At 72.1% G+C, this 13,798-nt stretch carries 10 protein-coding genes and 1 pseudogene; 5 read left to right on the forward strand and 6 right to left on the reverse strand.

Translation table 11 applies throughout. The features are described from left to right. The first annotated feature begins 170 nt into the window (after positions 1-170). Complete coding sequence (locus tag OIE49_RS02215) at positions 171-1,580, forward strand: multicopper oxidase family protein (RefSeq protein WP_326800801.1); 1,410 nt, start codon at positions 171-173, stop codon at positions 1,578-1,580. Between the two features lie 209 nt (positions 1,581-1,789). Next, a pseudogene (locus tag OIE49_RS37025) lies at positions 1,790-2,299 on the forward strand (site-2 protease family protein); the annotation flags it as partial. A 611-nt stretch (positions 2,300-2,910) separates the two neighbouring features. On the opposite strand, the gene OIE49_RS02225 reads toward OIE49_RS37025, so the two are convergent. The 6 genes from OIE49_RS02225 to OIE49_RS02250 form a co-directional block, all read right to left on the reverse strand. Beyond that, on the reverse strand, positions 2,911-4,107 hold the full coding sequence (locus tag OIE49_RS02225) for a glycosyltransferase 87 family protein (RefSeq protein WP_326800802.1): 1,197 nt from the start codon (positions 4,105-4,107) through the stop codon (positions 2,911-2,913). Next, the gene (gene mptB / locus OIE49_RS02230; protein WP_326800803.1) at positions 4,104-5,492 is read right to left on the reverse strand and encodes a polyprenol phosphomannose-dependent alpha 1,6 mannosyltransferase MptB; all 1,389 of its coding nucleotides are present in this window, start codon (positions 5,490-5,492) and stop codon (positions 4,104-4,106) included. The genes OIE49_RS02225 and mptB overlap by 4 nt, the downstream gene beginning before the upstream one ends. 206 nt (positions 5,493-5,698) lie before the next feature. Continuing rightward, positions 5,699-7,111, reverse strand: a complete 1,413-nt coding sequence (gene aspA / locus OIE49_RS02235) for an aspartate ammonia-lyase (RefSeq protein ID WP_326800804.1) — start codon at positions 7,109-7,111, stop codon at positions 5,699-5,701. A 37-nt stretch (positions 7,112-7,148) separates the two neighbouring features. Beyond that, positions 7,149-8,204, reverse strand: a complete 1,056-nt coding sequence (locus tag OIE49_RS02240; protein ID WP_326806116.1) for an asparaginase — start codon at positions 8,202-8,204, stop codon at positions 7,149-7,151. An 11-nt stretch (positions 8,205-8,215) separates the two neighbouring features. After that, entirely contained in the window at positions 8,216-8,893 is a 678-nt protein-coding gene (locus OIE49_RS02245; protein ID WP_326806117.1) for a FadR/GntR family transcriptional regulator, read from the reverse strand. Between the two features lie 121 nt (positions 8,894-9,014). Next, positions 9,015-9,362 carry a DUF1330 domain-containing protein gene (locus OIE49_RS02250; RefSeq protein WP_326800805.1) on the reverse strand — a complete coding sequence of 116 codons (348 nt, stop codon included), beginning with the start codon at positions 9,360-9,362 and terminating at the stop codon, positions 9,015-9,017. A gap of 458 nt (positions 9,363-9,820) precedes the next feature. Here OIE49_RS02250 and OIE49_RS02255 point away from each other — a divergent pair, with 458 nt between their 5' ends. From OIE49_RS02255 to OIE49_RS02265, 3 genes are all read left to right on the forward strand, one after another. After that, positions 9,821-10,963, forward strand: coding sequence for a glycoside hydrolase family 19 protein (locus OIE49_RS02255; RefSeq protein ID WP_326800806.1), 1,143 nt, complete (start codon positions 9,821-9,823; stop codon positions 10,961-10,963). Positions 10,964-11,391: 428 nt separating this feature from the next. Continuing rightward, the gene (locus OIE49_RS02260; RefSeq protein WP_401739780.1) at positions 11,392-12,771 is read left to right on the forward strand and encodes a PP2C family protein-serine/threonine phosphatase; all 1,380 of its coding nucleotides are present in this window, start codon (positions 11,392-11,394) and stop codon (positions 12,769-12,771) included. Further along, a complete protein-coding gene (locus tag OIE49_RS02265) occupies positions 12,768-13,778 on the forward strand; it encodes an MASE1 domain-containing protein (RefSeq protein WP_326800808.1) in 1,011 nt (336 codons plus the stop codon). The genes OIE49_RS02260 and OIE49_RS02265 overlap by 4 nt, the downstream gene beginning before the upstream one ends. Positions 13,779-13,798: the final 20 nt, after the last annotated feature.

Raw genomic sequence — 13,798 nt, forward strand, 5'->3', positions numbered from 1 at the left:
AGGAGACGACGTACCGTCCTGAGCGCGGGCGGCGCCGCCCTCGGCGCGGGAGTACCCTGGCGGGCCTGCCCCTGCTGCGCTCCTTCTTCGGCGAGGGCAGGCCCGGCCACCTGCTCGGCAGCACGGCGGAACTGCCCCGGCCGTATCAAGTACCCCTCCCCGTACCGCCGGTGCTGGAGCCCGTCGCCGGCAACGGCACCACGGACAGCTACGAGATCACCCAGCGCGTGGCCGAGTTGGAGATCCTGCCCGGTCTGAGGACGAGGGCCTGGACGTACGGCGGGACCTTCCCCGGGCCGACCCTCGTCTCCCGTTCCGGCCGGCGCGCCGTGGTCCGGCACCGCAACGAGCTGGACCAGCCCGTCGTCGTGCATCTGCACGGCGGGCACACCCCTGCGGCGAGCGACGGCTACCCGACCTCGCTCATCCTGCCCGCCGACGGCTCCTACGACGCCCACCGCGCCGCCCAGGACATGGCCGGCGGCAGGCACGGCATGGCCATGGACCACGGCGCGATGGACCTGGCCGAGGGCGAGCGGAGTTACACCTACCCGTTCAAGCAGCGTGCGGCGACGCTCTGGTACCACGATCACCGCATGGGCTGCACCGGCGCGAGCGTGTGGAGGGGGCTGGCCGGGTTCCATCTCGTCCACGACGACGAGGAGGATCGGCTGCCGCTGCCGAACGGCGAGCGTGACATTCCGCTGATGATCGCGGACCGGTCCTTCGCGGAGGACGGATCGTTCCGCTACCCCATGCTGGATCCGGAGTTCCACGCCCCAGGCGTCGCCGATGCCTACATGAACGGCGTGCTGGGCGACGTGGTGCTGGTCAACGGCGCGCCCTGGCCGGTGCACGAGGTGGAGCGGCTGCGCTACCGCCTGCGTTTCCTCAATGCCTCAAACGCCCGCGTGTACAAACTGGAGCTGGACCCCCAGCCGGCGGGCGGTGACGCCTTCGTGCAGATCGGCGGCGACGGCGGGCTGCTGTCCAAGCCGCGGCGCCACGACGCGTTGGAGATCGCGCCCGGAGAACGCTTCGACGTCGTCACCGACTTCTCCCGGTACCGCGCGGGCACCCGGGTGCGCCTGCTGAACCGCTTCGGGGACGGCACGACCGCCGAGGTCATGCGCTTCGACGTGGGGTCGGGCTCACCGAGGGACGACACGACGGTGCCGGACAGGCTCAGCGAGGTGGTCGCGCTGGAGCCCGGCCGGGCCACGGTCACCCGGGACTTCCACTTCCGCGGCTCGGTCGACGGGTGGACCATCAACGGTCTGGAGTACCGGCCGGGGAGGGCTCTGGCCAGGCCCAAGCTGGGACAGACCGAGGTGTGGCGGTTCACCACCAACTTCCACCACCCGGTCCATCTCCACCTCGACCACTTCCAGGTGGTCTCGCGGAACAACCGGGGCCCGGGGGCGTACGACCACGGCTGGAAGGACACCGTGGCCCTGCGTTCGGCCGAGGCCGTGGAAGTGGTCGTCCGCTTCACCGACTACACCGGCCCCTTCATGCTCCACTGCCACAACCTGGAGCACGAGGACATGGCCATGATGGGCGACTTCGTCACCGAGTAGCGCCCGCGCGCCGAAGCGGCCGGGCGCCGTCTGTCCGACAGGCGGCACACCCCTCGCCGGACGGAAGCCGGATGTTCCCTTTCACCGGCCGGTGGCGGACCCTGGAAGCAGGGCGTGACCTGTCGGCGGTGATGGGAATGAAGGGTTCTGTCCGGCTCGGAAACATCCGGGGACTGGCGATCCAGGCGCACTGGAGCGTGCCGCTGGTCATGTTCTTCTTCGCTTATGGCCTGGCCGTCTGGACGTTGCCCAGGTACGCGGCCGGTCTGGCGCCGGTGGTGTACGCGGCCGGCGGGGTGGTCGGCGCTTCGCTGTTGCTGGTGAGCCTGGTGGTGCACGAGGTGGCACACGCGCTCACGGCCCGCAGGGCGGGGATCTCCGTACGGGACGTCACGCTGTGGGCACTCGGTGGGCTGACCCGGATGGACCGGCCGACGACGGCGCGTGCGGCGTTCTGGGTCGCCGTCAGCGGCCCGGTCGCCAGCCTGCTGCTCGGCGGTGTCTGGCTGGGCCTTGCGGCCGCCGTGGACGCGACGCTGAGATGGCGGGTTCCGATTGCCGTACTGGGGTGGCTGGGCGGCACGAACCTGCTGCTGGGTGTCTTCAACCTGCTGCCCGCCGCACCCCTGGACGGGGGCCGGCTGGTGCAGGCCGCGGTGTGGTGGCGTACGGGGGACCGCGAGCGGGCCCAGCGGGCGGCCGGCCGCAGCGGACAGGTCATCGGCATGGCGCTGGCCGCCGCCGGGTGGGTGGTGCTCCTGAGGGGCACGACCGGCGGCCTGTGGCTGATGGCCATCGGCCTGTTCGTGGCCGGTACCGCCGCGACCGAGCGGCGGTGGGCGGAGCTGGTCACCGCCCTGCGTGGCGTGCGGGTGGGGCAGACGATGACCACTCCGGTGGTGACCGGGCCCGACTGGCTGACCGTGGGCAGCTTCCTGTCCGAGGTGGCCACCCGGACGGGTCACTCGGTGGTGCCGCTGCTGGACTTCGACGGCCGTCCCAGCGGTCTCCTGCAGATGCGCAGGCTGGCCGCCGTACCGCCCGGGCAGCGGGAGCGGCTGCGGGCGCGGGACCTCGCGACCCCGCTGTCCCGGTGCACGCTCGCCGCACCGGACGAGCTGCTGAACTCCGTACTGGAGCGCCTCGGCGCCGCGGGCGGCGGACTGCCCATCCTGGTCATGGACGACGGCCGGCTCGGCGGGATCGTCACCGCGCACGACATCGACCGGTCCCGTCGGCGGCACCGCGACCCCTCGGCCCACAGGGAGCGCCCGGTGTAGCGGGCCGGACGGCCGGTTCGTCGCCGCCCCGGCCGTCGCCTCCGCGCGGGTCAGGATGCCGTCGGTGTACGACCGACGGCTCCGGGTGCGGACGCGCCGGTACCGTCGGCGAGGGGCGGGCTCGCGACGCAGGGCCGGCCGGTCGGCAGTGCCAGCAGCAGGCCCAGGGTGATCCACACATATGTGTTGCTGCCGAGGAAACCGCCGAGTCCGGAGGCGTCGTCGAACCACAGCCAGACCACGCTGCTGCACAGCAGCCCGTACAGGGCGGCCGCGATCCGCAGGCGGCGGGCGTGCGCCAGCACCGCGAACGACGGCAGCAGCCAGACGAGATGGTGCACCCAGGTGATCGGGCTGATCAGGCACGAGACCAGCCCCGTGAGGGCGAAGGCGGCCCGCCAGTCGTCCGCGCGCAGCGCCTTGTGCGTGCGCCACACCCACACCGCCAGGACGAGGAGGACGGCCAGGGCCCAGGCGGCGCGGCTGGGTTCGCCGGGTGCCGCAAGGCGGGCGAGGACGCCCTGGAGGGACTGGTTGGAGACGTAGTCGAGGCGGCCGACGCGGGTGGTGTCCCAGACGGCGTGCGTCCAGTAGAAGCGGGAGGCGTCCGGTGCCGCCCAGGCCGCGAGGACCGTGGCGGCGGTGGTGACGGCGGTCGCGACGGCGGCGGCCCGTCGGCGCCGGGCGAGCAGGAGCAGGACGATGAAGACCGCGGGCGTGAGCTTGACGGCCGCGGCGAGCCCGATGCCCGCTCCCGCCCAGCGGTCGCGCCCGGTGGACAGCAGCCATCCGTCGATGAGTACGAGGGCCAGCAGCAGGAGGTTGACCTGCCCGAAGCTGATGGTGTCCCGCACGGGTTCGAGCAGCGCCAGGGCGCAGGCCGCCAGGGCCCAGCCGAACCAGCCGTGGCGGTTCAGTTCCCGGCCGGCGAGGATCCGCAGCACGACGGCGACGGCGACGAGGTCGAGCAGCAGCGCGCCCGCTATCGCTGTGTTCGGGCCGACGAGCGCCATCGGCAGCATGCTCAGCGCGGCGAACGGCGGGTAGGTGAAACCGAAGGTGGTCCCCGGCAGGTGGTAGTCGTAGATGCGGCCGCCGTGGTGCACCCAGTCGTTCACGGCACCGTAGTAGACGCGCAGGTCGAACCAGCCGCGCAGCAGCGGCACGGTGGCGGTGAAGGCGGTCACGACGACGGCGAGGCACAGGACGAGGACGAGTCGTCCCAGGTCGGTACGCGGCAGTCTCACGCGGTCCCTCCGAGCACCGGGGCCCGGGCCGTCTGGTGGGCCTGCCACAGGACGACCAGGGCGAGCGCGCCTCCGGAGACCGCGAGGGCCACCTGGGCGAGGTCCGGCGGGCCGCCGCTGGGCAGTACGGCGAGCGCGAGGACGGCGGTCGCGGCGGCCACCCGGTGGCGGACGGAGGCGCTGGGGGCCGCGGCGGCGATGAGGAACAGGCCCCACAGCGCGTACCAGGGCCGGATCGCCGGGCCGAGGACAGCCACGGCGGCGAGGCTCAGGCCGAGCGCGTAGATCGGGCCGGGACGCAGCCGGAGCCATATGAACAGCACCGCGGCCAGGGTCGCGAGGAGGCCGGCCGCGTGCCAGACGGGGATGGCGAGGGGTGCGAGGCCGCTGCCCAGATGTGCGAGGACGTCGCCCGTGACACGGCCGAGGAGGCTGGTGGGCGACCAGTTGTGCGGGGAGACGGGTGTCCGCAGGGCCGCGATCCAGCCGTATCCCGTGCCGGTGAGGGCGGTCGCCACGACCGTGGTGGCGAGGGCGACGGCGGTGGTCGTCGCGATCGCGCGCGCCAGTCCGGTGTGCCGGCGCAGTGCGATCACGGCCAGCAGGCCGAGCGCGGCCGGTGCCTTCACCAGCGCGGCGAGCGTGATCAGGGCGACCCCGAGGACGTGCAGGCGGCCACGGGCGGCGAGCAGACCGATGCCGAGCAGTCCCAGCATGATGGCGTCGTTGTGGGCGCCGGCGACCAGGTGCAGCAGCACGAGCGGGTTGAGGGCTCCGAGCCACAGCGCGGCGGCGGGGTCGGCGCCGCACTGGCGGGCGAGCCGCGGCAGCGCCACGGCCATGAGTGCCACGCCGAGCAGGGCGACCAGCCGCATGCCGAGCAGGCCCGCCGGCAGTTCCCCGCGGGTCAGTCCGGACAGGGCGGAGGCGACGGCGAGGAAGACCGGGCCGTACGGGGCCGCGGTGTCCCGCCACACCGGCGCGACCTCGGCCGCGAGCGGCCCGCCGAGTTGTGCGGGCCCGTGCGTGTACACGTCGAGGTGGGCGTCGACCATGGCGCCCTGCGCGAGATAGCTGTACACGTCACGGCTGAACAGCGGCGGCGCCAGCAACAGCGGTGCCGCCCATACGGCCAGGACGAGCAGCAGGGCCCGGGGCGTTGGCGGCTCGGGGCCGCGGATCACCCTGCCGAGCAGCGCCCACGCGGCGATCAGCAGGACGACCCCGAAGTACACGCCCACGAGTCCGAGCGCGGCGCGCCCGGACTCGGGAGAGACCAGATCCGCGACCGGCAGGGCCCCGGCGGTCTGACCGCCCAGCGCGAGGAAGGCGGTACCGGCCAGGCCGAGGGCCTGGCAGCGGCGGAGATCGACGGGGAAAGCCATGGCCAACACTCGGGAAGCGTGTCAACGCCGGGTGGCCGGAGGGCGACGCACGCCCCTCGGCGGGGCGGCGTGCGCATGACCGCTGTATGAGCGACGCGGTGGGCGGAAATTCCCCGCCGCGTCGCTGGTGCCCGTCGCGTGCCCGGCGTGACGTACGTGTCCCGGTGACGTGGATGTCTCGGCCCGGTCGCCGGGCGGGTGGTGGCTCAGAGCTCCGGTGAGCCGCTGCCCGCGAGCACCTCGGGCCGCAGCAGCGCCTGAAGGCGCTCGGCCGGCAGCAGGCCCTTCTCCAGGACGAGTTCGGCGACGCCGCGGCCGGTGGCCAGGGCCTCCTTGGCGATGCCGGTGGCCGCCTCGTACCCGATGTGCGGGTTGAGGGCGGTGACCAGACCGATGGAGTTCTCCACCGCGGCCCGCAACTGCTCGGTGTTGGCCGTGATGCCGGACACGCACCGCTCGGCGAGGGTCAGGCAGGCGCGCTCCAGGTGGGTGATGCTCTCCGACAGGGAGTGCAGGATGATCGGCTCGAACGCGTTCAGCTGGAGCTGACCGGCCTCGGCGGCCATGGTGATGGTCACGTCGTTTCCGATCACCTCGAAGGCCACCTGGTTGACGACCTCGGGGACGACCGGGTTGACCTTGCCGGGCATGATGCTCGAACCGGCCTGCACCGGCGGCAGGTTGATCTCGTTGAGGCCCGCGCGCGGACCGGAGGACAACAGGCGCAGGTCGTTGCAGCTCTTGGAGAGCTTGACGGCGATCCGCTTGAGCACGCCGGACATCTGCACGAAGGCACCGCAGTCCTGGGTGGCCTCCACCAGGTTGGCGGCCGTCACCAGCGGCAGGCCGGTGATCCCGGCGAGGTGGCGGCGGGCCGACTCGGCGTATCCGGCGGGGGCGTTGAGACCGGTGCCGATCGCCGTGGCGCCGAGGTTGATCTCGTGGATCAGTTCGACGGCCTCCGCGAGCCGCAGGCGGTCCTCGTCGAGCATGACCGCGAACGTGGAGAACTCCTGCCCCAGCGTCATCGGCACGGCGTCCTGGAGCTGGGTGCGGCCCATCTTGAGCACATCGCGGAACTCGAGGGCCTTGCCGGCGAAGGCGTCCTGGAGCACGGCCATCGCCTTGAGCAGGCCACGTACGGCGAACACCGTCGCGATCTTGACGGCGGTCGGGTAGACGTCGTTGGTGGACTGGCCGAGGTTGACGTCCTCGTTGGGGTGCAGGTGCTGGTACTCGCCCTTGGCGTGGCCGAGCAGTTCCAGCGCGCGGTTGGCGACGACCTCGTTGGCGTTCATGTTGGTGGACGTGCCGGCGCCGCCCTGGATGACGTCGACGACGAACTCGTCGTGCAGTTTGCCGTCGCGGATCTCGCGGCAGGCCTCGACGATGGCGGCGGCCTTGCGCGGCTCCAGCAGGCCGAGTTCCTCGTTGGCGAGGGCGGCGGCCTCCTTGACGGCGGCGAGGGCGTCGATCAGGTGCGGGTAGGCGGAGATCGGCGTCCCCGTGATGGGGAAGTTCTCCTTGGCGCGCAGGGAGTGGATGCCCCAGTACGCCTCGGCGGGTACGTCGCGGTGGCCGAGCAGGTCGTGCTCGCTGCGGTGGGCTGCGGCGGTCATGGCTGTGCGGGTCCTCTTTCGGAGGTGGGCGGTTCGGTCAGGCAGGCGTCCGGGCGTGGGGGTGATCCCCGCCCGAGCGGGACCCGGAGACCGGGGCGGGGTCGAGCGCGCGGACGGGCCGGACGCGGCCGACCGGTCGGCCGCCGCCGAGCAGGGGCTCGCCGGCGAACTCGGTGAGCGCGGCCGGGTCGATCCCGGCCCGTGCGAGGGCCGCGGCGGCGACCGGGACACGCGCCCGGTTCGCTCCGTCGGCGATCTTCACGGCGACGGCCCGGCCGTCCGGCAGCGCAGCGACCTGGACGCCCTCGAAGCCGTCCTTGGCGAGCAGCCCGGGCACGGCGCGCATGAGCGCCGCGACGTCCCGCCGGGAGCCGGAGGCCATCTCGGCGTGCTCACGCATGGCGTCCGCGACCCGTGCCTCGGGGGTGCCGGCCGGTGCGGTGGTGATCCGGGCCGCGGCGCGCGCGAGCCCGTGCAGCGAGACGGCGAACAGGGGCGCGCCGCAGCCGTCGACGGTCACCCGGGCGATCGCCTGGCCGGTGAGGTCCTCGACGGTTTCGGCGACGGCGCGCTGCAAGGGGTGGCCCGGATCGAGGTAGTCCTCCAGTGGCCAGCCGTTGAGCCCGCAGGTGTGGAGCATGGCCGCGTGCTTGCCGGAGCAGTTCTGCGCGAGCCGGGACGGCCGGCGTCCCTCGCGCACCCAGGCGTCGCGGACGACCGGGTCGTACGGCAGGTCGGGGACGTTGCGCAGGTCGTCCTCGGTGACTCCGGCCAGCTCCAGGATGCGCCGGGTGCCGGCGAGGTGCCGTTCCTCCCCGGAGTGGCTGGCGGCGGTCAGCGACAGCAGTTCCCCGTCGAGCGGCAGCCCGGCCCGGAGCATCGCCACCGCCTGCATCGGCTTGAGCGCCGAACGCGGGTAGAAAGCGGCCTCGATGTCGCCGAGTCGCAGCTCCACGGCTCCGTCGGCGCCGAGGACGACGACCGAGCCGTAGTGGATGCCCTCGACGACCCCGCCGCGGACGAGATGGGCGACGGGCACGTGGAGGGGTTCCCGGACCACGGGGGCCCCGGCCACGGCCGGACTTCCGTACATGACTGTCTGGTTCACGCCTTGGAACCGCCTTCCGTGGGGGCGTCCGTGCGGTTCGGGCGCATGATGTCGGTGAGTGTCTTCTCGACGCGGTCGAGATGGTGGGTCATGGCCTGCACCGCGTCGTGTCCGGAACCGTCGATCAGCGCCTCGACGATCGCGCGGTGCTCGCGGTTGGACTGCTCGCGCCGGCCGCCGAGCTCGTTGAGGAAGGCGGACTGGCGGGCCAGCGCGTCCCGGATCTCCTCGATCACCCGGCGGAAGACGGGGTTCTGGGCGGCCTCGGCCACGGCCAGGTGGAAGACGGTGTCCATCGCGACCCATGCGGTGGTGTCCGTCTCCTGCTCCATCCGTTCCAGGAGGTGGACCAGGTGATCGAGGTTCTCGGCCGTACGGCGCTGCGCCGCGTATCCGGCGACCGGGATCTCGACGTGACGGCGCACCTCCAGGAGGTCGCCGGCCGCGTAGTCGCCGAAGGTGGGCTCCTCGACGGCGTTGGCGACGACGAAGGTGCCCTTGCCGGTTCTGGAGGCCGTGAGCCCCATCGTCTGCAGGGCCCGCAGGGCCTCCCGCAGCACGGGCCGGCTGATCTCCAGGGTGCGGCACAGCTCGGCTTCCGAGGGGAGCTTGTCGCCGATGGCGTATTCGCCGCGCTCGATGGCACCGCGAAGGTGGCCGAGCACCGCTTCCATGGCGCTGACGCGCCGCGGCCCCGGACCACCTGTCTGGCTGTCTGACAGGTTCACGGGGTGATCCTGCGGGTGACGGGGCCGGACTGTCAAGGCGCGCCCTTGTCCGAGCGCTGGCCACGCGCTATTCGGCGGGCAGCGCCTCCCGCATCACCTTCGCGGTGCCGGCCGGGTCGTAGCCCTCGGGCACACCCGGCACCAGGATGATGTCGCCGTCGATGTGCCGCGAGCGCAGGGGTGCGATCTCCTGGTACGCGGGCGAGTCCCACCAGGCGCGCGCCTCGGCGATCCCGGGGAAGCCGATCACCACGACATGCCCGGGCCAGCTTCCCTCCTTCGCCTCGTGCCGCGTGGCATGCACGAGGAAACGGCCACCGTACGGCTCGAAGGTGCCGCTGATGCGCTCGATGTACTCGGCGATCTCCGGATGCGGAGCGGCCTCCTGCAAGTGACCTATGGCGTAGGCGGTCATTTCGTCCTTCCGTCCGGTCGGGCTCTGCTGCACCGGCGATCCTGGCAGGCGGCCGCGTCGAGGGCGATGACCTGGCAGGTAAGCGCGCGGCCAAGGACTCGGGCGCGGCCGGCCTTCCGATGTCTGCCGGGCAATGTGCTGTGACGCCGAACGGACCGAGCCGGCGCTCAAGCTGACGCCGCGTAAGACGTGGGCCGCGGGGCACAGCGCGGTGAGCATGGCCGTCGGTGGCTCGATTATCGGCCAGATGTCATGTCCAGCTCTTGACCGTATTGGTTTAGACCTTTAGATTCCAGGCCGTCAGGCCCCCCACCGTGCCGGGTCGAGCGCCCGTGTCGCACCGGCGGTCCTCGCCGGACCGTACCCGTACGCCCACCCCCGCGACCGCTCCCCCGCCCCACCGGAGCCGGGTGGCCACGCCGTCACTCAACCAACTCTCCCTCAGGAGCACACCCCACATGCCCACCCCCCACCCCGGTTTGAGCCTCCGCAGACGCGCACCCCTGGCCAAGCTCACGGTCAGCGCGGTACTCGCTCTCGCCCTCTCCGCCCTGTTCGCCGTCTCCCCCGCCTGGGCGGCGGAGGGACAGATCACCGGCCTCGCCGGCAAGTGCGTCGACGTCGCCGCCGCGAGCAACGCCAACGGCACGGCCGTCCAGCTCTACGACTGCAACGGCACGAACGCCCAGAAGTGGTCGAACTCCGGTGACGGAACCCTGCGGGCGCTCGGCAAGTGCCTCGACGTCGTCGACCGCAGCACGGCCGACGGCGCCGCCGTCCAGCTGTGGGACTGCTCCGGCGGAGCGAACCAGCAGTGGGTCGTCACCGCCGCCCGCGACATCGTCAACCCGGCCGCGAACAAGTGCCTGGACGTGCGGGACAACAACAGCGCCAACGGCACCCGTCTGCAGATCTGGACCTGCACCGGGGGCGGCAACCAGAAGTGGAGCGCCCCGTCGAGCGGCGGCAGCGGCAACCCGTCCGGGTTCGTCGTCTCCGAGGCCCAGTTCAACCAGATGTTCCCGAACCGGAACTCCTTCTACACCTACAGCGGCCTGACAGCCGCGCTCAGCGCCTACCCCGGCTTCGCCGGTACGGGCAGCGACACGACCAAGAAGCAGGAGGCGGCCGCGTTCCTGGCGAACGTCAATCACGAGACGGGCGGCCTGGTCTACGTCGTCGAGCAGAACACCGCCAACTATCCGCACTACTGCGACTGGAGCCGGTCGTACGGCTGCCCCGCCGGACAGGCGGCCTACTACGGCCGCGGGCCCATCCAGCTCAGCTGGAACTTCAACTACAAGGCAGCCGGTGACGCGCTCGGCATCGACCTGCTCAACAACCCCTGGCTGGTGCAGAACGACGCGTCCGTGGCCTGGAAGACCGGCCTGTGGTACTGGAACACCCAGTCGGGTCCCGGCTCCATGACTCCGCACGCCGCCATGGTCAACGGCGCCGGATTCGGGCAGACCATCCGCTCGATCAACGGCTCCCTGGAGTGCGACGGCAGGAACCCCGCCCAGGTGCAGAGCCGCGTCGACGCCTACCAGCGCTTCGCGTCCATCCTCGGCGTGAGCCCCGGTAACAACCTGTACTGCTGAGCAACACCCTTCCGCAGGCGGGAGGCGGGGCGTGGGCCGGGAACGTTCGGTGCACGCCCCGCTGGTGTGGGCGCACGCCTCGCGCGGGACCGTGTGCGGCGGCCCGGCACGCCACGAGCACGAGAACCGGCAGCCAGCCTGTATGACGGTGTGCGACATGCCGCTTTCAGCGTAATAAGCGGCTCGGACTGTCCGGTCGCGCCACTCTGTGCGGGTTGATCACGGTCGTGTCAGGAGACTGTGGGTGCGCAGATCGCGTGAGTGGCGGGCGCCGCCGTGGGGGAACCCGTTGGAGCCGGTGACGAGGCGTGCGACGACGAAGGGCACGAGCACATGACCCCCACCAGGACCGTCGATGCCACCGCCGAGCGAGACTCCCGCCGGTGGAAGGCCACCGAGAGCGAGCACCGCTCCAGCAGGCGATCGTGATGGCGGCGGGCCGGAAGAGGGAAGGCGCTCAGCGGCCGCCCCGCCCCGACCTGCTGGCGGGTCTGGACGCCGAGCTGGGCCGGATCGATGATCAGCTGCGCGCTCTGGCCGCCGCCAAACACCGGGTTCAGGGCCTGTTGGAGGCGGTGGTGGCCATCACCCGGGAGGTGGAGCTGCCCGCGGTACTGCACCGCATCGTGACCACCGCCATGGAACTGGCCGACGCCCGCTACGGGGCACTGGGAGTCCTCGACGAGTCCGGCGAGTTCCTGGAGCAGTTCATCGCCGTCGGCCTGTCCGAGGAGGAGCAGGCGGCCCTGGCCGATGTGGCGTTTCCTCGCGGTCGGGGTGTGCTCGGGCACCTGATCCACCATCCCGAGCCCTTGCGGGTGGACGACATCTCCGCCCATCCGTCCTCGGTCGGCTTGCCTCCCGGCCACCCGCCCATGCGCACCCTGCTGGGCGTCGCCGTCAGCGTCCGCGGCGGAATCTACGGCGACCTCTACCTCTCCGAGCGGCGCGACGGACAGCCCTTCGACGTCCACGACCAGACCATCGTCATCGCCCTCGCCAGCGCCGCCGGTATCGCGATCGAGAACGTCCGGCTCTTCGAACAGGTTCGTGCCGGATCCGAACAGTTCCAGCGGCGTCTGCTGCCGACGCTGCCCGACATGCGGCCCTTCGACGCCGCCGCGATCTACCGGCCCGCCGCCAAACCCCACCATGTGGGCGGCGACTGGTACGACGCCATCCTGCTTCCGGACGGCGCGGTGGCGGTCGTCATCGGCGACGTGGTCGGTCACGATCTGCACGCGGCCGCCGCCATGGCCTCCACCCGCAACATGCTGCGCGCCTTGCTGTTCACCCTGCTCAGTCCGCCCAGCGCGGTCCTCGCCCAGCTCGACCGCACCCTGGAGGCCATCACCGACAACCCCGTCACCACCACGAGCCTGGCGCGCATCGAACCCTCGGGGGCTGCCTGGAGGCTGCACTGGAGCTCCGCGGGTCACATCCCCCCGTTGCTGATCGCCCCGGGCGGCCGGGCGGAGTACCTGTTCGCGGAGCCCGGACTACCACTGAACGTCGATGTCGGGCAGTCCCGACCCGACCACACCCACCCCCTGCCCCCGGACACCACCGTGGTCTTCTTCACCGACGGGCTCATCGAACACCCCGACCACCCGCTCGACGAGAGCCTGGGCGAACTCGCCGAGCTCGCCACCACACACGCGGCCCTCCCCCTGCGGGACTTCGTGCAGGCCCTCGCCGACCACCACCCCAGCGACGCGCACGACGACATGGCCATCCTCGCCGTGCGCACCCCGCGCTCAGCGAACGGTGAACGAGGGAGCAGGGCCGAGGGGAAGACCTTGCGATGACTGTCGCGAGCCGCGACGAGCTCCGCAGCAGTGGCCTCAGGGCCCTGCAGATCGGTGCCGTTGCCGCGCTGTACTACGCCTCCGGCAGGCTGGGGCTCCTCCAACAGTTCATGCGCGGCCAGGTCACGCCGCTGTGGCCGCCGACCGGGATCGCCCTGGCCGGCCTGCTCCTGTTGGGCCTGCGGGTCTGGCCCGGGATCGCGCTCGGCGCCCTCCTGATCGACATCCCGCTGGGGCCGTCGACACCCGCCGTGCTCGCGATCACGGCAGGCAACACTCTCGCGCCCCTCTGTTCCTTCGCACTCCTTCGCGGCACCGGGTTCCGCACCCGGATGAACCGCTTCCAGGACGCGCTCGCGCTGGTCTTCCTCGGCGCGTTCGCCGGCATGCTCATCAGCGCGACCGTGGGCAGCGGCAGCCTGAGTCTCGCTCACGCGCAGCCGGCCGGCGGGTTCTGGCTGACGTGGTGGGTCTGGTGGACCGGCGACGCCATGGGCGTCCTGCTGGTCACACCGCTGCTGCTCGCCCTCCGCTCGGCCCGCCGCCCGAAGGACGCACCGCCCTCCAGATGGGCGGAGGGATCGCTGCTCGTCGCGGCCACCATCGGCGTCGGTCTCCTCCAAACCTCCACCGCACCGCTGCTCTTCCTCGGCTTCCCGCTGCTGACCTGGGCAGCCTTCCGCTTCCAGCGCGCCGGAGCCACGCCCTGCGCGCTGGCCGTGTCCACCTTCGCCATCCTCGCCGCCACGCACAAGGCGGGCCCGTTCGCGGGACACACCCTGCTCACCGGCATGATTTCGCTGCAGGCCTACAACGGCGCCGCCGCGCTGACCGCGCTGCTGCTCTCCACGGCCATCACGGAGCGAAACCAGGCCCAGGAAAAGATCCAGGAAGCCAGCAGGCGACTCGCCGAGATGGTGGCGAGAACCGCGCCGGACACCGGACCGCCGGCGCTTCCCGACACCCAGGGCGACGGGGAGGGGAACGGGGATCACCGCTGGGGCTAGCCCGCCGCAACCCCGTCCTC

It is taken from the genome of Streptomyces sp. NBC_01788 (genome assembly GCF_035917575.1).
Taxonomy (GTDB): domain Bacteria; phylum Actinomycetota; class Actinomycetes; order Streptomycetales; family Streptomycetaceae; genus Streptomyces.

Coding starts and splice junctions, on each gene's coding strand:
- mptB (WP_326800803.1), bottom strand. CDS start 5,492: ATGGCTTTCCCCGTCGATCTCCGCCGCTGCCAGGCCCTCGGCCTGGCC.
- aspA (WP_326800804.1), bottom strand. CDS start 7,111: ATGACCGCCGCAGCCCACCGCAGCGAGCACGACCTGCTCGGCCACCGC.
- OIE49_RS02240 (WP_326806116.1), bottom strand. CDS start 8,204: ATGTACGGAAGTCCGGCCGTGGCCGGGGCCCCCGTGGTCCGGGAACCC.
- OIE49_RS02245 (WP_326806117.1), bottom strand. CDS start 8,893: ATGGAAGCGGTGCTCGGCCACCTTCGCGGTGCCATCGAGCGCGGCGAA.
- OIE49_RS02250 (WP_326800805.1), bottom strand. CDS start 9,362: ATGACCGCCTACGCCATAGGTCACTTGCAGGAGGCCGCTCCGCATCCG.
- OIE49_RS02255 (WP_326800806.1), top strand. CDS start 9,821: ATGCCCACCCCCCACCCCGGTTTGAGCCTCCGCAGACGCGCACCCCTG.
- OIE49_RS02260 (WP_401739780.1), top strand. CDS start 11,392: ATGGCGGCGGGCCGGAAGAGGGAAGGCGCTCAGCGGCCGCCCCGCCCC.
- OIE49_RS02265 (WP_326800808.1), top strand. CDS start 12,768: ATGACTGTCGCGAGCCGCGACGAGCTCCGCAGCAGTGGCCTCAGGGCC.